The sequence below is a fragment of the Bacillus sp. LL01 genome, assembly GCF_001037965.1.
Genome location: NZ_LFEL01000001.1, coordinates 1,135,829 through 1,156,343 on the forward strand (window position 1 = coordinate 1,135,829; position 20,515 = coordinate 1,156,343).

A 20,515-nucleotide genomic window follows, 5' to 3' on the forward strand; every position below is an offset into this window, starting at 1 on the left:
CGCTTTCCGCGGGGCGATGCTTGAGCCTCCTCACTTCGTTGCGGGGTCTCAAGCTACCGCTACCTCCCGCCGGAGTCTGCGCCTTTCGCTCCAATCACCAGCTATGGAACTTTTCAAAGACTAATATAACAGAACCAAAATAAAAAACTCCCTTCATCCAAATAAAAGGACGAAAGGAGTTAAGTTTCGCGGTACCACCTTTTTTTACAGGGTGAAAATAGATAAACTATCCCCTGTACACTCAAATCTGTTAACGGCTCTCCACCGGTTTCAACTACTCACAAATTGCGTTCGCTGAAACTACTCGAGGGCGACCTTCCAATCCGACGATCCTGAGAAACCTTTCAGCTGATGGTTTCCCTCTCTAAAGGAGCCTGGCATTGTACTCTTCCCTGTCACTGTATTTACTCGTTATCTTATTACCTTACTATGTTACATAATGGATATGCTAATAGTCAATAAGCTTCTCCAATTTTTTATTAAGTTATGCACAAAAATAAATATTTGTTCCGAATTGGGCACTATTTTCCGCTCCGAATCATATCTTAGGTATATATACTTCGAGAAAAGTGTGCTTTAAAGGAGGTACCTTATGCGAAAATACAACCCCTATTCCCTGCCGCCATGGCTCAGACAGGTTCGAGGTGTATGTGCGCAATTTATTATTCCTATTTGTGTATTTCAAGGAATACGTACCATCTTTCTTCCCACAACCTTTGACGTTCTGATCTTAGCCATCTGTATTGTTGTCGCAATCTGTTTTCATCTGGAATGGATCTAGCAAAAAAACTGCCCACTTCATCAAGTGGCAGTTTTTTTATTTTTTCTAACGACACATTACATATAGCATATTTCCCTATTTTCCTCCATAATAATACATAAAGATATGAATATTCTACCAATTTCGATTCAAAAGGAGATACACATGATTTCATTTATGCAAAAAAACAAAAAGGCCCCTTATACTACCGACATGCAGTTTCCAGACAGACAGGCTGTCATCACCCACCCTAAAGATGCCGATTTGGCGAGCCGCCTTTATTATATGGGATTCACAAAAGAACACCTGCAAGCTTTACAGAATGCCAAACCTATTGTTTTTGATTTATTAGATGAAGTTCTAGAAAAAGTTCTCGAACATCTATATAAACAACCGCCTATGAAGCGTGTTGCCACAACCAATTCCAGTAGGGATAGGCTTAAGGCCGTATTCGTTCAGTATTTCCAAAGCTTATTGAGTGGAAAACTTGATGAGGTTTTTTTCAAAATGCGAAAACGAATTGGACAAACACATAACGGTGTCCACCTTCCTGTTACTTGGTTTTTGGCAACCTATTCAGCCATGCAGACGCTCCTGCTTCCAAAAGTAGTGGAGGAGCTTCAAGATTCCCCTAAAGACCTTGTGACAACCTTAACTGCATTGACGCATATCATCAATCTTGACTCTCAGCTAGTGGTGGAAGAGTATATCCATGTGCGAATCGACCTGCTTGAACAGGCCAACGAAGCAAATCGTACCCTGCAGGCTGAGCTGACCAAAATCAGTGAAGAGGTTGCAGGCACTGTCACAGAAACCGAGGAGACCATCCAAACGGTTACACTGAAGGCTGAAGAGGTGCTGAAAGACACGGATTTGACACAAAAGAGTAGCCAGAATCTTTTAAATCTGACAAATGATAATGAAATGCAGATGGAGAAAATGGTTGGTAATTTTGAAAAAGTCATGAAAGAGGTTAGTCAATCTTTAGAAGAGATGCACACATTAAAATCCGTTTCTGAGGATATCATCACCATGACCCAGGGGATTGATAATATTGCCGATCAGACGAATCTACTTGCTTTGAACGCTTCTATTGAAGCAGCTCGTGCCGGTGATGAAGGCCGTGGTTTCGCCGTGGTTGCGAGTGAAGTACGAAAACTTGCGGAAAGCTCGAAGGATCTCAGTAGTAAAATTAAAGTACTGATCGACAAAAGTGACCAGCAGATTACCAACGTAACGAGCATGATGTCCTCCATGCACAAAGTGACCGCCCAGTCCCAGCAGAACATCGTCCAAGTAAAGGGCGGTATTGTCACAGTGAAAATGGAAATGGACAACTATCTCGACCGCTTCAATAAAAATAAAGCCGACCTTGATATCATCGTTAACTCTTTTAAGAAAATCAATCAATCGACTGTGAGCCTGTCCTTGTTAACCGAGACGTTGTTGCAGAAGGCTGTTCACAAATAAAATTTTGCTTTTTGCTAAATTAAAGGCCCATACCAGCTTAACTGGTTTGGGCCTCTTTGTTTTTGTTCTGCTCTTCAATCTGGTTGATTCTTCCTGCCACATACTCAATGTTCTTGGCGAGCCAGTAGCTTCCCTGAACCTTTTTCACCAATTCCCGTTCTGATAATGAGCGTCTTTGATTGGGGTTAGGAGGCTGTTGGAACTGATCGACCGCCTGCATAAAGGAGGAGGGGTGCGAGAGATAGCTCAACGTCAGGTCCTTTTCATACTCCTGAAGAGCGAAGCCCTTTTGATAATCATAGAACCAATCGATACAGTCATCACAGAAAAGCGGATAAGTTCTTAAATATCGATTATAAAAAGAGATGATGTCGTTCGCAGGTGCTGCCTGCTTTGCTCTTTCCCAGCTTATGAAGTAGCCCCTGCCTTCGGTATCCTTGACGAAATGGTGGAATGATACCCTTCCATGTGTCATAGCTACTCGATGCTTCTTTGTCTCTTTTACCGCCTCTTGCCAGCTCTCTAGTTTTTGGAGAGAAAACTTCTGAGCAAGCGAAATTTCATGGGCGTAGGTGCACACCTGAAGCTCAAAAGGGGACATATACAGCTTCTTTTCACAAACATCCACAAATTTCTCCAGATCCTCCTGCTCTTTTGTCCACTCCTCAGAAACCCTGCTATGAAAGGCTGTAATCTCCTCTTCAGGATACTCTTTCTCCTTTACCGTCATGCTATGGAGCTTGGCAAGTTCTTTGAACATTAAGCTGTCCTTGAAGTCCAATTCCCGCTCTTCATTATCCTCGATCCAGGGCATCAAATAGTAGGCATCTGTATAACTTTCAATAAAATAATAGCCCTGTTTCGTCTGGTAAATAGGTACCACTGTCTTGATGCCTCGCTGAAAAAGAGAATGAATATTCCGGAACAACGGATATGCATGTTCCTTCCTTATTTTCTTCAATGCATAAGCACCATTTTTGGTCGCGATTCGCCATACTCCCCCATGCTGTTCAACGAATTCCGGGGTTATGCCATATTGATATACCAACTCTTCGATGCTTTGCTCGTTCGTCTGCATAGCAATAACTCACTTCCTCTGATATTTTCAGGTAAAAAAGAAGTGAGAAAGGTTACCCCTCCCTCACATTCCTCAACAGCCGGTTATAGACTTTTAGAGGAAGCTTTTACCGGAATATATAGCAACTGCCCTTCACTGACATGATCATCCGTGGAAAGCCTGTTGACCCGGATCAGCTGCTGAATTGTCACATCATAGCGATCGGCAATATGATCCATTGATTCCCCCTGTTGGACAATACAAATTTTCAACTTGGTGAAGTTTTCGCCTTCTTCATCAGCAAAAATTTTGGTCAAGGATAAATCATTTTCATCTCTTGGTTCATCCGAATAATTGTCATATTCATGCTCATCTACATCTGCGACAGCCTGTTGCCCTTTCCGTTTATCAAAGAAAGAAACAATATTTGATGCTTCTTCTTCTGTTTGTGTATGATGGCCGGCATGTAACGAATGCAACGGTGCATAAGCATCTTCCGCTTTATCCTGATAAATATAGTCTGCTGGATTGTATGGCGCTTCCTCCTCTGTCGCCGGAGCTTTTCTCGCCTCCACTTCAAACGGAGCATACTCCCCATCATCGTTATAATTGTATTGCACGTTCGCATCGATTTCATGCTGATTGAGGATTTCCTCTTCCTCATCATCTTCTGTATAGTACTTGTAGGTATCTTCTTCATACTCATTATCGGAATTTGCACTGCGGTACATCGGTTCGAATTCGAGCGCCACTTCTTCCTCTTCTATCTCTTCCTCTTCTACCTCTTCCTCTGCTTGCTCGTAAGATTGTTCTTGATTTTGTGAAGCGTATGCCTCTTCATGGTCCCTGTTAGGTTCCACTTCATAAGCTTCTTCCTGGTTCTCTTCCCAAGCAGGACTGCTCTGTTGATGACCATAAATGCCGGAGATGGACAATTCTGCATCCAACTGCAAACACCCACGGGTAGGAACACTGTAATCGAATGATTCGATTGCCACGTAAATATCGTCTAGACTTTGAATCCTGTTTTTCGGGATCGTAATGTCCACTGGAAAACGATGATTCAAGACGCAAACGCCATCTTCCCGTTCCTCCACTTCTTGCACAACGCGGGCCTGTGGATGATATTCCTCTTCCTCAGCATCCGATTCTGCATTCACCTGGTATTCCCCCGTTAACAATAAAGCTCCCCTTATGGAAACATATTGATCTTGCTCATAAATTTGTATATCTGGATCTAACGCAATAGAAATGAGCTCAGATACTTCCTGTCCTTTTTGAAACCAAATCGATTCCTCTACTGAAAACCGTAAGCACGATTGTTGTTCTGAAGACAAAGTGGTTCCTCCCTTCACACCTAAAAAAATTTACTATATCAATAAAGATGTATGATTGGATTGAGAGGAATATGAATGAAAAAAGAAATTTGGGGTGAGGGGTCAGACCCCTACAGGAGATTTTGAATGCATGTCGAAGGGGCCGCTTTTCTATGGTATCTTGATTTGATCTTGATCTTGACCTTGTTGGTAAATTAGAGGAGGTTAGTAGATATTATGATTTCAGTGTAAGTTTGATACCTGGGAGATGTTAAGTTTATTGATTTGTTATTTTTGATTTGGGTGACTTTTGGTCTTAATGGTAGGACATTGGTGCTGAACGGTAGAAGCGAGCTTGGGAAATGTAGACGTTGACTTGGGAAATGTACAAGCTGACTTGGGAAATGTAGGACCAACTCCGGGAAATGTAGAAGCACCTACCCCTGTAAACACCACGAACATATTCCATGTAGAAGCATCCAAAAAACACAAAAAACCCGTCCCAATTAATCGATCCCACTGGGGCGGGTTATAACCTATCTGTTTATTATTCTTTAATTGCTGCAAACGACTTCTCGATCGCATCCAATGTCTTTTCGATGTCTTCATCCGTATGTGCTGTGGATAAGAACAATCCTTCAAACTGGGATGGTGGCAAGAACACGCCGTTGTTCGCCATCTCGCGGAAGAACTTCGCGAAATAACCCAAGTCCGAGGATTTGGCAACATCATAGTTTACGACTTCTTCGGAATTGAAGAAGAAACCGATCATGGAACCAGCACGGTTCACAGATACAGGTACATCATACTTCTCGCCAAGAGCGACAATGCCCTCTTCCAGACGGTCGGCTTTCTTAGCAAACTCTTTATAAGTTTCCGGTGTTAACTGAGACAATGTCTCATAACCTGCTGTCATCGCAAGCGGGTTTCCAGAAAGTGTTCCAGCTTGATAAATCGGCCCGCTCGGAGCGATTTGAGCCATGATTTCCGCTTTTCCTCCATATGCTCCAACAGGCAGACCACCACCGATTACTTTACCAAGACAGGTCAAGTCAGGTGTCACACCATAGTAACCTTGTGCACAATTGTAATCCACTCTGAAACCGGTCATTACCTCATCAAAGATCAATAGTGCACCGAATTCTGAAGTCACATCACGCAATCCTTCCAGGAATCCCGGCTGTGGAGGTACAACTCCCATGTTTCCGGCAACAGGCTCAACAATGACACCAGCAATATCGTCACCGAACTCTTTGAACGCATAACGGATGCTTTCTAGGTCATTGTAAGGCACTGTGATGGTGTTTTGTGCGACACCTTCAGGAACACCAGGGCTGTCCGGCAATCCGAGGGTAGCGACCCCAGAACCGGCTTTAATCAATAGGGAATCCCCATGGCCATGGTAGCAGCCTTCAAACTTAACGATTTTGTTGCGTCCAGTGTAACCACGCGCCAAGCGAAGTGCACTCATCGTTGCTTCTGTACCGGAGCTTACCATACGCACCACTTCGATGGAAGGTACGCGATCGATCACAAGCTTTGCCAGTTCATTTTCAATGAGGGTAGGAGCACCGAAACTTGTTCCGGATTCCGTTACCTTTTTGATTGCTTCCACTACTCGATCGTTGGAGTGACCGTGTATCAGGGGTCCCCAAGAAAGTACGTAATCTATGTATTCGTTTCCATCCACATCGTATATTTTGGAGCCTTTTCCACGTTCCATGAAGATTGGGTCCATGTCCACTGATTTAAATGCACGAACTGGACTATTTACCCCACCTGGCATCAATTTCGATGCTTCTACAAAAGCTTCTTTAGACTTTTCATAACTTCTCATTTTTTATCATCCTTTCTTTTATCTCGAATGGATTTCACCTTACATTAAAGCTGTTTTCTAAGAGATTTTTGTTATTTGTTATCAAGTTTGACCGTTCCTTTTCGCTGCAGTCACTCGCTTTCCGCGGGGAGGGCCGGGAGCCTCCTCGGCAAGCCTGCGGGGTCTCCCGTTTCCCTCTACCTCCCTCTTGAGTCGAGTGCCTTCCGCTCCATTCCACTCGGTTTGTCTAACCTCTTCTCAACAACAAACTTTGCGAAAAACAGCCTTCCTTAAAGCGAAGCGGCCCCACCATTTCTCCAGCAGAACCGCCCCTCATCAAAAAATCACTTCTCGTCCAACCAGCGTGCTACATCTTTCGCATAGTATGTAATGATCAAGTCTACACCTGCACGCTTCATGCCGATCAATTTCTCCATTACGATTTCCCGCTCATTGATCCAGCCGTTCATGGCAGCCGCTTTGATCATGGAATACTCACCACTCACATTGTAAGCCACGACAGGAACATTGAAGTTGTTTTTTACATCACGGATGATATCCAGGTATGCCATTGCAGGCTTTACAATTAGGAAGTCTGCTCCTTCAAGCATATCGGATTCCGCTTCCCGAAGTGCCTCCTGTCGGTTCGCCGGATCCATCTGATATGTTTTTCTGTCCCCGAATTGTGGAGAGCTGTGTGCAGCATCTCGGAAAGGTCCGTAGAAAGCGGAGGAATACTTGACTGCATAAGACATGATTGGCACATCTTCAAAGCCGTTCTCATCCAACCCTGCTCTGATTGCCGCTACAAAGCCGTCCATCATGTTTGATGGGGCAATGATATCCGCACCTGCACGTGCCTGGCTGACAGCAGTGCGTGCCAACAGATCTAGTGTCGGATCATTTAAGATCCGTCCCTCTTCCACGATGCCACAGTGACCGTGAGAAGTGTATTGGCATAGGCAAGTGTCTGCAATTACCACAAGTTCAGGGAAGTTAACTTTAATTTGGGTAATCGCCTGTTGCACAATCCCGTGTTCATGATATGCCTGAGTTCCCACCTCATCCTTCTCTTTTGGTACACCGAAAACAATAACCGATTTGATGCCAAGCTCTGAAACCTCGGCCATTTCGGCATTCAACAGGTTTAGGGAAAGGTGGTACACCCCTGGCATAGAAGGTACTTCGTTGCGGATGTTTTCTCCTTCTACCACGAAGATAGGGTAAATGAAATCTTCCTTATGTAAATATGTTTCACGCACCAAGGAACGCAAGTTATCGGAATTTCTTAATCTGCGATGACGATTAAATTGCAAGTCTTTCATATTATGTATCCTCCCTTTTAAAATATTGCACGATTTCTTCCAGCAATCCATCCATTGTATATTCAGATGGGCTGATGGCCACTTCAACACCAGCCTGTTCAGCAGCTTGCCTTGTGATGGGACCTATTGCTGCCACAGGGCCAGCAGGAAGTCCAAATAACTCGATAAAATTATGTACAGTAGAAGGACTGGTAAAGGTGTAGAGGTCAACCTTCCCCTTCTTCAAATAGTTCATTTCCTTCTCATCAGGTTTTCGGAGCTTATTTTCATAGACTACTATCTGCTTAACATTGTACCCTATTCTCCCCAGTTCTTCACGCAAAAGGGGTCGGGCCAGATTGCCCTGAATCAGTAGCACAGAGGTTGGCGTCACCTTTTCAAAACTATCCACCAAGTCTTCAGCTGAAAAGCGCTCAGGTACCATTTCCACCAGACAACCTAAGGCTTCCAAAGCATCTTTTGTTTTATTGCCTACCGCTGCAATCCTGTTGGGCAGACGACCTTCAAACATTTCAAAGAAATACTTAACGCCATTGACACTTGTGAACACAATCCACTCATAGTGGGGCAGGCTCTCTTTAATCTCCGTTGAAACACTGACACTTTCGGAAACTCTCTGAAATTGAATAAGAGGGACTTCCAGTGAGGTCCCTCCGAGCGCTTGAATCTGCATGGAAAAGTACCTTGCCTGCTCTTTGCCTCTTGTAATAAGAATGCGTTTATCGGCTAACGGCAAAGTACGATCCATTACTGATCAAGCTCCTTTTTCACATCATCAATCAATTTCTTTCCACCCTGTTCCGTCAGGCTCTCTGCTGCTTCAAGCCCGACCTTCACAGGGTCTGTTCCTGTAATTCTTTCTTTATATAATACAGATCCGTCCGGCGCACCTACAAGAACGGTCAACGTAACTGTGTCTTCCTGTCCTACAGAAGCAAAGCCTGCAATCGGAACCTGGCATCCGCCCTCCATTTTATGAAGGAATGCACGTTCTGCAATAACCGCTTTTTCCGTAACTGCATCCGTAAATAATCCAAGTACCTCGAGTAGCTCAGCATCATCTTCACGGCATTCGATGGAAAGCGCACCTTGTCCGACTGCCGGTAAACACAGATCTTCATCCAAAAATTCCGTTACAACATCACTGGACCAGCCCATTCTTGCAAGACCAGCTGCTGCCAAAATAATCGCATCATAGTCTTCATTTTGTAGCTTGGCAAGTCGCGTATCAATATTGCCTCGAATCCATTTGATTTCAAGGTCCGGACGCTTTGCAAGCAGCTGTGCACCACGGCGCAGGCTGCTTGTTCCTACGATAGATCCGCTAGGAAGATCAGCAAATTTCACATGGTCTTTGGAGATGAATGCATCGCGATGATCCTCACGGAACGGGATGCAACCAATCATCAAGCCCTCAGGAAGTTCTGCCGGCATATCCTTCATGCTGTGGACTGCCATATCTATTTCCTTATCAAGCATTGCCTGCTCGATCTCTTTTACAAAAAGACCTTTTCCACCGACCTTGGATAAGGTTACATCAAGGATCTGATCACCCTTAGTCACGATCTCCTTCACTTCAAAATCAAAAGGGGCACCTAATGCCTTCAGTTGATCAATGACCCAGTTCGTTTGGGTTAGAGCTAGTTTACTTCTTCTAGAACCTACAATTATTTTTCTCATACTTCCTCCTTACCCAAAACCATTGGGATTCTCCTTTAAGATCATAAGATCCAAAAATGAAAATTTGATAATCTGCCGAAGAGGAAAAAGTTGATAAGGACGACTAGAAACGCTGCAATATTCCAGTTCGCAATTGCCCTTCCACTAATTCCTTTAGCAAGTCTTTGATAAAAATAATAGCTGTATGCGGTAATTACAATAAAGGATCCGATCACTTTCATGTCATACCACTGAAACTCGGACAGTTTTACAGAAGCCCATATACTTCCCAAAATAAGTGATAGCAGAAGCATCGGCACCCCGATGACATTCAAAACATAGGACATATGATCAAGCTTTGCCAAGTCTTGTATGCGCAATAACCGTTTACCCCACTTTTTCTCCTTCAAAAGCTTATATTGAATCACATAAAGCAAGGAGAAGGCGAAGGATAATGAAAATGCACCATATGACAAGATTGCCATCGTGATATGTATGATAAGAAGTTCGGAAACCAGAGCCTGCGCCACCACCTGCGACTCATGCTGAATCGGGGTGAACGTATGCAAGGCCAGCACTAGAAAGCCTATCACATTTGTAAAAAATACGATGAAGTCCACACGTAAAATCCTATTGATGACCAAGGAAAAGGTGATCAATACCCACGTATAGAAATACATCCCTTCATACAACGTCAATATCGGAAAACGTCCGGTATCCAGCATTCGTAAAAATAAGAAAACTGTTTGCAATACCCATACAATTGCAAGTAACCAGAAAGCCGTTTTGTTAGCCTTCTGGTTATGTTGAAGAAAATCGATAAAATATAAGAGTACGCTTAAGGCATAGATGATAATCGTTAATTCATATAGCCTTGCGATAGTCATCTCTAGCATAGTTAACAGCCTCTCTTACGACCTATATGTCGCAGCTTGAGGAAGCGGGATGCCCACAGTTACTGGCGAGCTTTTTTCCTTTTTCACAGAATAATACTGTGTTTGGACTTCTTGCTGAACCGCTTCTTCGATATTAAAGATTTTCGTGAACAGTTCTAGAGATTCTTTAGCGTCAGATTCTGCTGACAATTCTTTCGCACGTAAAATCGGGTCGCGTAGCATCTGGTTGATGATACTTTTCGTATGCTTGTTCAACACTTTGATCTCCCGTTCCGATAGGTGAGGAAGCTTTCGTTGGATACTCTGCATCGTTTCGGATTGGATATCCAGCGCTTTTTGGCGTAGAGCAGAAATGACCGGCACGACACCTAAAGTGTTAAGCCAATATTTGAACTCCACAATTTCCTCTTCAATTAACAGTTCAATCTCTTCTGCTGCTTTCTTGCGTTCTGCCAAGTTGGCATTGACGATTCCTTCGAGATCATCAATATCGTATAAGAAGACACTTTCCAGCTTTTCCAGTTCAGGATCCAAATCCCTTGGAACCGCAATATCCACCATGAAGAGTGGACGACCTTTTCTCATACGCTCGACATAGGTCATATCGTCTTTTGTAATTACATATTCTTTGGCTCCGGTAGAAGAGATAAGGATATCCGCTTCTACCAACGCACAGGAAAGCTCCTGCATCGATTTTGCCTGGCCTGCGAAACGATTCGCCAGGTTTGTTGCTTTTTCCATGGTACGGTTGATGACCGTAACCTTTTCTACCCCGTTGCTGTGAAGGTTCTGGACGGCGAGTTCTCCCATTTTCCCTGCGCCTAATATTAAAACATGCTTGTTTTTTAAATCCCCGAATATCTTTTTCGCAAGCTCCACTGCTGCATAGCTGACAGATACTGCATTTGATCCGATATCCGTTTCAGAATGCGCACGCTTTGCAAGCGTTATAGCTTGTTTGAATAATTGATTGAAAATGGTTCCGACCGTTCTATGCTCTTGTGCGGCAAGGAAGCTTGTACGGATTTGACCCAGAATCTGCGTTTCTCCAAGCACCATGGAATCCAATCCACAGGAAACCCGGTACAAATGCTCAATCGCTCCGTCATTTTCATATATGTTCAAGTAAGGAGAAAACTCTTCCTTGTCCAGACCGAACCAGTCTGCAAGGAAAGCTTTAATATAATAACGTCCAGTATGCAACTGATCGACTACTGCATAGACTTCCGTCCGATTGCAGGTAGATACAATGATGTTTTCCAAAATGGACTTACGGTCCTTTAGAGTTATCATTGCCTTGTTCAGATCAGCTGGATTAAAAGTTAATTTTTCACGTATTTCAACAGGGGCCGTTTTATAATTAACACTGACTACTATGATATGCACTTGTTCGTACACCCCCACAAAAAAATAATATCATCTACTAAAATTATAACATGACTAATGCTAGATACTTTTGTTAAAATGTGAACAAATAGTTTCCAATTAAGAAATAAAGTTGCCTAAAAGTTCACCGTTTTCATCGTTTCTCTTAGTTATATATTACAAACATTACAATTCTTTTATTCACCAACTTGTACATTAACAGAAATTCATTGTAGAATCAAGGTTTCAGCCTCGATCTCAAGGAGGAAAATATGAAGAAAAATAGCTTTCTGCCAGGTTTACTTTTATTGTTTTTTGGTTTGTATTTCCTGTTACAACAATTAAACATTGTTCTTTGGAACGGGATGTTCCATTGGTCCACCATACTCGTTATTACAGGAGTTGCACTTTTATTACAAGCTTATAAACAGAACGACCACCCTAATATTCTCCCCGGCTTCATACTGTTGGGAATCGGATCGCACTTTCAGCTGAAGGATACGGTGATTGTATGGCCGGATCATTTCGCTGTCATCATCTTGATTATTGGTATCGGGTTTATCTTACGCTCACAGAAGACGAAGGGCGGGATGTTTGAAGGAGTGCTGTTGTGTATTCTTGCAAGTTTTTTCCTTTTCTATGATACGTTTATGGAGATGCTTGGTGTTGTGGAGACTGGAGTTGCTAGTTTACATACTTTTTGGCCGGTTTTGTTGATTTTGATTGGTGCGTTTTTTGTTTTTAAGAAAAAATAAGAGAAGACCTACAAACAATGGGGAGTTATTCCGTTGTTGTAGGTCTTTTTGTTTACACTTGCATGTAACTCCCTGTTTTCTTGCGTTCCAGGTGTTCCTTTCCTAGGGGCGGTGTTTGAGCCTCCTCGCTGCGCTGCGGGGTCTCAACCTACCGCTATCTCCCTCAGGAGTCTCACACCTTGCACTCCAGAAAACAGGGGAAATCTGCATCACCCAAATGATTACTACTTACAGCACTGCTTCTAGGAAGTCTCTAGTTCTTTGATTTTTTGGATTGTTGAACAGTTCTTGTGGGGAGCCTTCTTCGACGATTTTTCCTTCATGCATGTAGATGACCCGGTCGGCGACTTCCTGGGCGAACCCCATCTCATGGGTTACAACCACCATCGTCATCCCCTCTTCAGCTAGTTCTTTCATTGTTTTCAGTACTTCTCCGACTAGTTCGGGGTCAAGGGCAGATGTCGGCTCGTCAAAAAGCATGACTTCCGGTCTCATGGCAAGGGCACGGGCAATAGCCACACGTTGTTTTTGTCCGCCGGAAAGCTTTTCGGGATAGACATTTTCCTTATCTGACAATCCTACCTTTGCCAAAAGGTCGGATGCAATTTTTCTGGCTTCCTCTTTTTTCAGCTTCTCCACCTGAACAGGAGCCTCCATGACATTTTCCAAAACTGTTTTATGTGGGAAAAGGTGAAAATGTTGAAACACCATGCCCACTTTTTGACGGACTTTATTTAAATTATCCTTATCTACGTCCACTTCCTTACCATCTATGACCACTGTCCCGCTATCCTTCACTTCAAGGAAGTTCAAGCAGCGAAGGATGGTACTCTTACCAGATCCACTGGCACCGATTAAGCAGACCACTTCTTTATTTTTTACCGTTAAGGATATATCTTTCAAAACATGTAGATCTCCAAAAGATTTATTTAAGTCTATGACTTCTATTTTGTTACTCATCATTCTACCTCCTATCTATCACTCGCTGCGAATTTACGTTCTAACAGATTAACAAAGATTCCAATCAGTCCTACTAGGAATAGGTAGTACACTGAAACTACCAAGAGATATGTCATATAGTCAAAGCTGTTCGCACCTTGTGTTTGGGCTACGTTAAACAGCTCGTAAAAACCGATAAAAGCTGCTAAGGATGAATCCTTTAAACAGATTATAAACTGATTTCCAAGTGGAGGAAGGGCTCTCCTGAAAGCCTGAGGTAAAATGATTCTTCTCATCGCCAGATTGCTGGTCATCCCCAAAGAACGGCCAGCTTCCATTTGTCCTTTGTCAATGGATTGAATGGTTCCCCTGAATATCTCTGCAATATAGGCACCATTGTGGAATGCAAGTGCCAATGTGATGGACCAGAATGCAGTGATTCCAAACTGGACTAACCCATAGTAGAAAACAAAAATTTGAACAATTAACGGTGTACCACGTACAAGATATATGTAGGTATTGGCGATCCATTCAAGGACTTTAATCTTGGATATTTTTAAAAATGCAAAAAATAAGCCAACAAATAGTGCAATAACGATCGAGATTGCTGTAATTTGGAGAGTTTTTAGCATCCCTCTTAAAAACATATCGTAAGAACTGAAAAATACATCAAAAAAATGCGCTAAACTCGGCATACTTTGCTTCACTCCCTTATGCTTCTCTGTTTTTGTGTGCTATTAGTTCAGGTACAAGCTGATAAAAAATGTGTGGTGAATGAACACCACACATTTCAGAGTCAGGATTACTTATTCACTGATCGCTATTACTCACCCGGGTCTGATGTTATGTCTTCACCAAAATATTTTTCACTTATCTCTGCTAATTTTCCGCTTTCACGTAACGCTTCCAGCGCTTCATTAACAGCTTCCAATAATGCTTCATTTCCTTTGGCTACAGCTACAGCTTGTTCACTGCGATCCAATAGTTCGCGGGCCTCAAGCTCCATCCCGGATCCGATTGCTTCACGCCCTGTAACAAAATCTGTCACCACAGCATCGTGCCGGCCATTGTTAAGCGCCTCCAATGCAACAACATCACTATCGTAGTTTACAACGTTATCAGATACATCCTTCACTAGATCTGCATAGGTAGATCCTCTTGAAACGGCGATCTCCATTCCCTCTAAATCATCCAAGGTCTGGATGTCACTGTCGGGACGTACGAAAATCTGAGCACCTGAATAGTAGTACGGTGTGGAGAAGTCCACTTCTTTTAATCTCTCTTCTGTAATGGTATGACTCGCAACCGCAGCATCAAAGCGGCCGTTTTTCACTCCTTCAACAATACTCGCAAATGTGTACTTTTCCTGCTCTGGTTCCAAGCCTAGTTCAGCTGCAATAGCTTCTCCGACCTCGATATCAAACCCGGTCATGTTTCCGGAACCATCTGTAACACTAAATGGCGCAAATTCTCCTGAAGAAGCAAATATAAACTTATCTTCCTTTACTAATTCATACCCTTCACTTGTTGTTGTCTTACCACCGCAAGCTGCTAGAATCGTAGACAACAAAAATAACGTGACTAACAATATCCTTTTTTTCAATTTCCAAAATCCCCCTTAGTGTCTATTTTTTTCGTCTCCCTTCTATGTTAACAATTACGGAAAACTACCACAAATAAGCTCTTATTCCATATTTGTAAATAATTCAGTAAATTCTAACTTCAGAAGACCTGATAACCTATGTTTCGTATGTATGCTCGGAATTGCTCCTTATACATCCTATTCCCTGAAACCAACCTTCTATAAACATATTTTTCGAAATTTTTCAAAAGATTAAATTATGATTAATTGCTCCTGACAACTCCCACAGCTAAAGCAGTGGGGTTCTAGGGTACTTTTACGCTTCTCGATGGTGCCCTTATCTTTCCTTTCGAAAAGAGTTTCCACCAACGCACTGGCGTGCTTTCTCCTAAAACATTAACGGACGTATTGCGTATAGCAAGGCACCTCTCTCAACAAGCCTAGAAAGACTCTTGATATGCTTTTCGTTCCGACTTTTATTGGGCGTTGTCACGACCAATTCGATTTGTTTTATGCGATAAACCAACGCAACGTTTTGCTTTGAGATTGTTTTAGGTGTGCAACCTCAAGATTATGAAGTTTCACAAAATTATTCCACTGAGCATTGCATAATTTTATATCAACAGAATTAAGCGTTTCAGTTGTGTTACTTATTAAAAAGGCACTGTATAAATCCCGTTGGATAAGAATTTCTCCAAAAACATTCCAACGTTCTGAAAGTTGTTTTTTACTGCATTCTCCTGTTATATGGTTGAATTGACTTGCTTTTGTGGCGTGAGTATCTATTTTCTTTAAAGAACGCCCATGATATCCAAGTTTTCGGTCAATTATCGTTAACAACATTGCTGGAGCACGATTGGCGATTGATTTTCCAAACCTCTTTTTGCGATTGATTTTGCCATTTTTCTTATTGCGTGTGGTATTTTTCGTACGCTTTTGCAGAGATTGAAACCGCATGGTTTCCACTCGAACATCAGAACCAAGAGAAAGGATGTCATTAGCCATTTTTTCGTGTGACATTTTACGTTGAACAGTGATTTTACGATAAAGTTCTTTTCTTTTTTTGCGTAGTTTCTCGTATTTTTTTGAGTATATCCAAGTTTGCCTACCTTTTTTTATTGTTCCGTTTTCGTTGAAATTATTAGAATTTGTACTTCGTTTAGACCTATCCATTTTACGCTGAATTCGTTTTAGTTCTTTTTCGTTGGTTTTACATTCCGGTGCGAGTTCTTGCAGTTGGACCTTATCTTCGCTACATATCGCAATAGTAGACGTACCTATATCTATGCCTACTCGTTTAGTTTCATCGTTAGAAATCTCACGATTTCTTTTCGTTGGTGGATAACCTTCTTGAATAAGTTGAACAAAGTAGCGAACTTTCCCGCGCACTTCACGTTTTAATATACGAACGTACTTCGTCCTATCCATTAAAGCTAAATGTGCATATTCATCTTTAGGTTTCGGCGAAACAGGCATAGAGAGCCAATTTTTGGGTCTAGGATTATTCTTTGTTGGTTTATCTCCCCAAAGAATGTTGCCATCTACAAACCTTAATCCCGTTTTATTTGATTTATTTTCAACTGAAATATCATCAATGGATTTTTTAAAGTGACATTTTTTCGATTTCCTATAATGGAGTTTCTCCACCGTCTGAAATGCTCTGGTTGCAAGCTTTTGCGCTTCGAAACTTCCGATGTGTTCTTTGAACTTTCTTTGAACAGACTTCACAAAGCTATGTATTCCATATTCGGAAAAGCCATAATTTAGACGAATATCTAAAAGTTGACTATCACGTTCTTTAGACTTAGGTTCTTTAAGAAATTTACGATATTCTTTATCCGACTTTACAGCTTTGTGTCGTTTTAAAGCTTCACCTAGGCAAGAATTATATACCGTTTTAGCAATTTTGAATTTCTTTTCCAAACGGTCTTGTTGCCAAGTTGGAATATGTAGAGGAAATTCAATGGTATAAGTTGGTTTCGTTTTTCTTGCCATAGGATTTTCACTCCTCTCTAGTTACTTTTCTTTTGATTTTCAACGTATCGTTTAATAGTTTCGCTAGAAACATTACCAGCAGTGGACACGAAAAACGAACGTGTCCAAAGGCTAGGCAAGTGTTGAAGGTGAGGGAATTCATCTCTAAGTTTTTTTGAAGTGTATCCTTTAATTTTCGCCATGATGTCCGACGGACTTAGTTTGGGTAGTGCGTTAAGAAACATATGTGCGTGGTCCTTGTCACATTCAATAGCAACAATTTGTATTTCCACCTTTTCACAGATCTCTTGCACCAATTCTTTAAAACGTTTTTCTACCTCCTCCACAAGAAAAATTTTCCTTCTATAACGAGGGCAAAAAACGAAATGATAGTTTAATAACGAAACGGTTGTTTGAGTTCTTCTATATTCATTCATATATATAACTTTATCAGTTTAATAAACAAACTGCATGTGTAGATTAAAAAAGTAGCGAAATATTCAAATACTTGAAGATGTGGGCTTTCCCGTTCGGAAAATATGTAAACCCTTACATTTCATGTTACGCACTCGGACAATTAACTGTCAAGCTACAAATAAGCGGGGAGGTCAACTTTGGAGCAAGCTTTTATGAATCCAGATGGCAGACTGAATGCCGTCCCCCATTGCGATGGCCGCTTGTTCGGAGTGAACAACAATATCACCCGCAGCCCAAACATTTTCGACATTGGTCATTTTTGTCCGAGGATCTACCAATATGTGTTTATTTTTATCCAATCCCACTCCCAGTTGCAAGGCAAGTTCTGTTTTCGGAGAGTTGCCACCAAGCGCCAGGAAGGCATAAGAGGAATTGATGCGTTCCCCGCTTTCTAATGTCACACCAAGGAAGAGAGAATTATCAGCAAGTATTTCATTTATTGCGCTTGAAATGATGGGAATGCCTCTTTTTTCTAGTTTTTCCTTTGTGTTGGAATCAATTTCCCCTTTCCCATGGTTGATAAAAGTGAGGGCATCTGTCCAATGGGTGAGGGTAAGGGCCATGGATGCTCCTGCATTTCCTGAACCAATCACAAGGGATTGCCGTCCAAGGATTTCGTAGCCATCACAATCAGGGCATACGAATACACTTTTTCCAAGACACGGCATAAGGGCTGGAAACGGTGGAATATTGTCTTTGATACCTGTTGCGAGCAGAAGCCTTTTTCCGGTGAACTGCTGAGACGTTGTGGTGGTTGCGAAAAACAGTTCATCCAACATTCCCACTGTCTCCACACGTTGTTCTTCAAACTGGACTCCCATCCTCAGTGCATGTGCTTTCCCAAGACTCCGAAGTTTCTCGCCACTCACTCCCTCCGGCCACCCAAGAAGGTTGTGATAGCATTGGCAAATACTCGAACGCCCGTTATTGTCATCTAAAACCAGCACTTTATGTTGATACCTTCCCAATTGGATGGCTGCCTGCATTCCGGCAATTCCTCCCCCGATTATGATACAGTCATACACCAAATTAAGCTCCCCATTCTCTCATAATATGCTTTATAGTATTTGAAGTTTTCGGCGTATTATCAAATAAGTTATATTTGCAAATCAAAAAAAAATTTATAGAGCATGTTTCACTTTCTGTGAGCCGGGTATCTTAATTACATAACCAAGGAGGCGATAAAAAATGAAACCCACTTATAAAGAGTTTCAAAATGATGAACAAGTAGTAGGAGCAGTACAAGAGCTAAAGGTAAGAGGTGTTCACGAGAATGACATCTACGTCATTACTCATGATGATGACCGCACAAAACGTGTAGCTGATAACGCTGATGCTAATACTGTTAGCGCCGGTGAAGTTGGTTTGGATACGTACGTGAAAAATATTTTCCGCAGCAAAGGCGATGAGCTTCGTGCTCAATTCCAAGAGCTTGGATTCACAGCTCCGGAAGCGGAACAATTAGAAGAAAAGCTTGATCACGGTAAAGTGATTCTAGTGGTAAAAGATACAACTACCAGCACTACATTATAAGTGAAAAGACCCTGAACTAAGTTTGACCCCCCCTTAAATATATAGAGAAGAGGATGGCCATAGGTCGTCCTCTTCTTCGTTTTTTTCTTTTTTCCTATTTTCGTGTTACACTCTTACTAAGCAATCTCTCAAAAAGGTGTACGACCAAATAGGAGGGAATTACATGACAAATGAAACGATTATTACCATTCAGCACGAGAAAAAACAATTGCTCCTCAAGCCTGACAACGTGTATTTATACCAAGGATTTCAAGTTATAGAAGCTTTTGATGAAGATCACACAGAATGTTACTATTTATTTTTCTATAAGACTTCCTACCTCACCGGAAAATGCACAACCAAAATAAAGAGAAAATCCCAACTCAGCTCCATCTTGCAAAAAGGAATTCACTTTTCTTCAGATCATCCACTATTGACCTATTTACTCACTCACAACCGAATTCACACATTCCCTGCCTTGACCCCACTTTGGGAAAGAATACAAAAGAAATACACACCACTCGAAGCTTCCGTCATTCTTACCATTTTCGACTCCTATATGAAAAAAGACAAGATCATTAAAGTGATAAAAGAATTTGCGCTACAATACCGTAGAGAGGGCCAGCTCCTGCACACGTATCAACTTCTGCATTTTCTGACAGATATTTATCCGGCCAACAAATGGGCTCAAGAAATGTCCAAAAGCCTTCAATACCAGTCCTATCACACACTTTATACTTCCAATCCAGCTTCCCTGCTAACCAAAGATCCGCTTTATGTGGAAAGATACTGCTACGATCATATGGAACAGGAGGAATACCTCTCCCTCCTCCAGGAGAAATTGAAAAAGGAAGACAGGAAAATGGAACAACTCTGCCTATACACCTACTCCCTTATCACCAGTAAAAAGGATGACACTAACAGCTATAAACAAATGGTTGCAAGTTTTCCCCCGGACACCCTGAACGATGAAAAAGTGAATCTCCTCAGCTATATCCTAAGGAATAGAGGAGCTTATCATGAATTGTTGTACCGTGATCTACTAAGTTTACTGAAAGAATCCCAACGCTACGAAGACCTAGTAATCCTTCTGACAAAAAATAATGCTCCTATCTCTGCTCAAGACCTTCCCTACCTACATGAAGCAATGCTGCATGTAAAATGGACAGAGAGTTCCGATTGGCTTAATGACCTTTCCTTCCATTTCGACGACGACATATCACTTGCACAAGTTCAGTCACTCTTCCAAATCATTGTGCCGAACCTTCTTAACACGAAAGGGCTGGAATACACCGAGGAATGGATCTCACCCTACTGTTCAAGGTATCCAAGCATACCAATTTTAATGAAAATAAGAAGGATGGCTTCCCTGAAGGACGATCCGGACAAAATGTATGCGCTTGGAGAATTGTATTATGAATTTAAACAGCTATCAGAGGCAGTGGAATGCTTTAACTGGGAGCTGGAGCTGGATCCAACCAATATTCGCTCCATCAAGTGGTTATCGAAGCTCTATCTGGAGATGGGGATGGTGGAGGAATCCAAGTCGTATCAGTATATGTTGAGGGATAGTAGTTGAATAGTGCTAGGGTCTGCCATCTGTTATAGGCAG

At 42.1% G+C, this 20,515-nt stretch carries 19 protein-coding genes and 1 other annotated feature; of the genes, 5 read left to right on the forward strand and 14 right to left on the reverse strand.

Features of this window, described 5'->3' with window-relative positions:
• Positions 1-162: 162 nt before the first annotated feature.
• Positions 163-408, reverse strand: a binding site (T-box leader).
• A 184-nt stretch (positions 409-592) separates the two neighbouring features.
• Both AB685_RS30165 and AB685_RS32340 read left to right on the forward strand, forming a co-directional pair.
• Complete coding sequence (locus AB685_RS30165; protein ID WP_010195840.1) at positions 593-781, forward strand: hypothetical protein; 189 nt, start codon at positions 593-595, stop codon at positions 779-781.
• A 144-nt stretch (positions 782-925) separates the two neighbouring features.
• Positions 926-2,230, forward strand: coding sequence for a globin-coupled sensor protein (locus AB685_RS32340; RefSeq protein ID WP_047969517.1), 1,305 nt, complete (start codon positions 926-928; stop codon positions 2,228-2,230).
• A gap of 37 nt (positions 2,231-2,267) precedes the next feature.
• Here AB685_RS32340 and ysxE read toward each other — a convergent pair whose 3' ends face one another.
• The 8 genes from ysxE to hemA form a co-directional block, all read right to left on the reverse strand.
• Positions 2,268-3,308, reverse strand: a complete 1,041-nt coding sequence (gene ysxE / locus AB685_RS05770) for a spore coat protein YsxE (RefSeq protein WP_047969518.1) — start codon at positions 3,306-3,308, stop codon at positions 2,268-2,270.
• Between the two features lie 83 nt (positions 3,309-3,391).
• Positions 3,392-4,624 carry a stage VI sporulation protein D gene (spoVID, locus tag AB685_RS05775; protein WP_047969519.1) on the reverse strand — a complete coding sequence of 411 codons (1,233 nt, stop codon included), beginning with the start codon at positions 4,622-4,624 and terminating at the stop codon, positions 3,392-3,394.
• A 526-nt stretch (positions 4,625-5,150) separates the two neighbouring features.
• Positions 5,151-6,440 (reverse strand): glutamate-1-semialdehyde 2,1-aminomutase, encoded by a 1,290-nt coding sequence (gene hemL, locus AB685_RS05780; RefSeq protein WP_047969520.1) that lies wholly within the window; start codon positions 6,438-6,440, stop codon positions 5,151-5,153.
• Between the two features lie 323 nt (positions 6,441-6,763).
• The gene (gene hemB, locus AB685_RS05785; RefSeq protein ID WP_047969521.1) at positions 6,764-7,744 is read right to left on the reverse strand and encodes a porphobilinogen synthase; all 981 of its coding nucleotides are present in this window, start codon (positions 7,742-7,744) and stop codon (positions 6,764-6,766) included.
• A 1-nt stretch (position 7,745) separates the two neighbouring features.
• Complete coding sequence (locus AB685_RS05790) at positions 7,746-8,492, reverse strand: uroporphyrinogen-III synthase (RefSeq protein WP_047969522.1); 747 nt, start codon at positions 8,490-8,492, stop codon at positions 7,746-7,748.
• The gene (gene hemC, locus AB685_RS05795) at positions 8,492-9,424 is read right to left on the reverse strand and encodes a hydroxymethylbilane synthase (RefSeq protein ID WP_047969523.1); all 933 of its coding nucleotides are present in this window, start codon (positions 9,422-9,424) and stop codon (positions 8,492-8,494) included. Before hemC ends, AB685_RS05790 begins: the two co-directional genes overlap by 1 nt.
• A gap of 41 nt (positions 9,425-9,465) precedes the next feature.
• The gene (locus AB685_RS05800) at positions 9,466-10,299 is read right to left on the reverse strand and encodes a cytochrome c biogenesis protein (protein ID WP_047969524.1); all 834 of its coding nucleotides are present in this window, start codon (positions 10,297-10,299) and stop codon (positions 9,466-9,468) included.
• A 15-nt stretch (positions 10,300-10,314) separates the two neighbouring features.
• Positions 10,315-11,685 carry a glutamyl-tRNA reductase gene (gene hemA, locus AB685_RS05805; RefSeq protein ID WP_047969525.1) on the reverse strand — a complete coding sequence of 457 codons (1,371 nt, stop codon included), beginning with the start codon at positions 11,683-11,685 and terminating at the stop codon, positions 10,315-10,317.
• Between the two features lie 251 nt (positions 11,686-11,936).
• Between hemA and AB685_RS05810 the strand changes: the two genes are divergently transcribed.
• A complete protein-coding gene (locus AB685_RS05810; protein ID WP_047969526.1) occupies positions 11,937-12,419 on the forward strand; it encodes a DUF5668 domain-containing protein in 483 nt (160 codons plus the stop codon).
• A 228-nt stretch (positions 12,420-12,647) separates the two neighbouring features.
• Here the strand turns inward: AB685_RS05810 and AB685_RS05815 are convergent, their stop codons facing one another.
• The 6 genes from AB685_RS05815 to AB685_RS05840 all read right to left on the reverse strand — a co-directional run bounded on the left by AB685_RS05815 (position 12,648) and on the right by AB685_RS05840 (position 18,419).
• Complete coding sequence (locus tag AB685_RS05815) at positions 12,648-13,379, reverse strand: amino acid ABC transporter ATP-binding protein (RefSeq protein ID WP_047969527.1); 732 nt, start codon at positions 13,377-13,379, stop codon at positions 12,648-12,650.
• An 11-nt stretch (positions 13,380-13,390) separates the two neighbouring features.
• Positions 13,391-14,053 carry an amino acid ABC transporter permease gene (locus AB685_RS05820; RefSeq protein WP_047969528.1) on the reverse strand — a complete coding sequence of 221 codons (663 nt, stop codon included), beginning with the start codon at positions 14,051-14,053 and terminating at the stop codon, positions 13,391-13,393.
• Between the two features lie 128 nt (positions 14,054-14,181).
• Positions 14,182-14,961, reverse strand: coding sequence for a transporter substrate-binding domain-containing protein (locus AB685_RS05825; RefSeq protein ID WP_047969529.1), 780 nt, complete (start codon positions 14,959-14,961; stop codon positions 14,182-14,184).
• A gap of 489 nt (positions 14,962-15,450) precedes the next feature.
• Positions 15,451-16,935, reverse strand: a complete 1,485-nt coding sequence (locus tag AB685_RS05830) for a transposase (protein WP_047969530.1) — start codon at positions 16,933-16,935, stop codon at positions 15,451-15,453.
• A 17-nt stretch (positions 16,936-16,952) separates the two neighbouring features.
• Entirely contained in the window at positions 16,953-17,351 is a 399-nt protein-coding gene (gene tnpA, locus AB685_RS05835; protein ID WP_047969531.1) for an IS200/IS605 family transposase, read from the reverse strand.
• A gap of 171 nt (positions 17,352-17,522) precedes the next feature.
• Positions 17,523-18,419: an NAD(P)/FAD-dependent oxidoreductase gene (locus tag AB685_RS05840; protein WP_047969532.1), complete on the reverse strand. Its 897-nt coding sequence runs from the start codon at positions 18,417-18,419 to the stop codon at positions 17,523-17,525.
• 160 nt (positions 18,420-18,579) lie between these two features.
• On the opposite strand from AB685_RS05840, the gene AB685_RS05845 reads away from it, so the two are divergent.
• Together AB685_RS05845 and AB685_RS05850 are read left to right on the forward strand one after the other, a co-directional pair.
• Positions 18,580-18,924: a general stress protein gene (locus tag AB685_RS05845; RefSeq protein WP_047969533.1), complete on the forward strand. Its 345-nt coding sequence runs from the start codon at positions 18,580-18,582 to the stop codon at positions 18,922-18,924.
• 163 nt (positions 18,925-19,087) lie between these two features.
• Positions 19,088-20,482: a hypothetical protein gene (locus AB685_RS05850; RefSeq protein WP_047969534.1), complete on the forward strand. Its 1,395-nt coding sequence runs from the start codon at positions 19,088-19,090 to the stop codon at positions 20,480-20,482.
• The last annotated feature ends 33 nt before the right edge of the window (positions 20,483-20,515 follow it).

Excerpts from the sequence above, each read along its gene's own strand:
- AB685_RS05850 (WP_047969534.1), top strand. The coding sequence starts at position 19,088 with ATGACAAATGAAACGATTATTACCATTCAGCACGAGAAAAAACAATTG.
- AB685_RS05830 (WP_047969530.1), bottom strand. The coding sequence starts at position 16,935 with ATGGCAAGAAAAACGAAACCAACTTATACCATTGAATTTCCTCTACAT.
- AB685_RS05790 (WP_047969522.1), bottom strand. The coding sequence starts at position 8,492 with ATGGATCGTACTTTGCCGTTAGCCGATAAACGCATTCTTATTACAAGA.
- ysxE (WP_047969518.1), bottom strand. The coding sequence starts at position 3,308 with ATGCAGACGAACGAGCAAAGCATCGAAGAGTTGGTATATCAATATGGC.
- AB685_RS05815 (WP_047969527.1), bottom strand. The coding sequence starts at position 13,379 with ATGAGTAACAAAATAGAAGTCATAGACTTAAATAAATCTTTTGGAGAT.
- tnpA (WP_047969531.1), bottom strand. The coding sequence starts at position 17,351 with ATGAATGAATATAGAAGAACTCAAACAACCGTTTCGTTATTAAACTAT.
- AB685_RS32340 (WP_047969517.1), top strand. The coding sequence starts at position 926 with ATGATTTCATTTATGCAAAAAAACAAAAAGGCCCCTTATACTACCGAC.
- AB685_RS05810 (WP_047969526.1), top strand. The coding sequence starts at position 11,937 with ATGAAGAAAAATAGCTTTCTGCCAGGTTTACTTTTATTGTTTTTTGGT.
- AB685_RS05845 (WP_047969533.1), top strand. The coding sequence starts at position 18,580 with ATGAAACCCACTTATAAAGAGTTTCAAAATGATGAACAAGTAGTAGGA.
- hemB (WP_047969521.1), bottom strand. The coding sequence starts at position 7,744 with ATGAAAGACTTGCAATTTAATCGTCATCGCAGATTAAGAAATTCCGAT.
- hemL (WP_047969520.1), bottom strand. The coding sequence starts at position 6,440 with ATGAGAAGTTATGAAAAGTCTAAAGAAGCTTTTGTAGAAGCATCGAAA.
- AB685_RS05820 (WP_047969528.1), bottom strand. The coding sequence starts at position 14,053 with ATGCCGAGTTTAGCGCATTTTTTTGATGTATTTTTCAGTTCTTACGAT.
- hemC (WP_047969523.1), bottom strand. The coding sequence starts at position 9,424 with ATGAGAAAAATAATTGTAGGTTCTAGAAGAAGTAAACTAGCTCTAACC.
- AB685_RS05800 (WP_047969524.1), bottom strand. The coding sequence starts at position 10,299 with ATGCTAGAGATGACTATCGCAAGGCTATATGAATTAACGATTATCATC.
- AB685_RS30165 (WP_010195840.1), top strand. The coding sequence starts at position 593 with ATGCGAAAATACAACCCCTATTCCCTGCCGCCATGGCTCAGACAGGTT.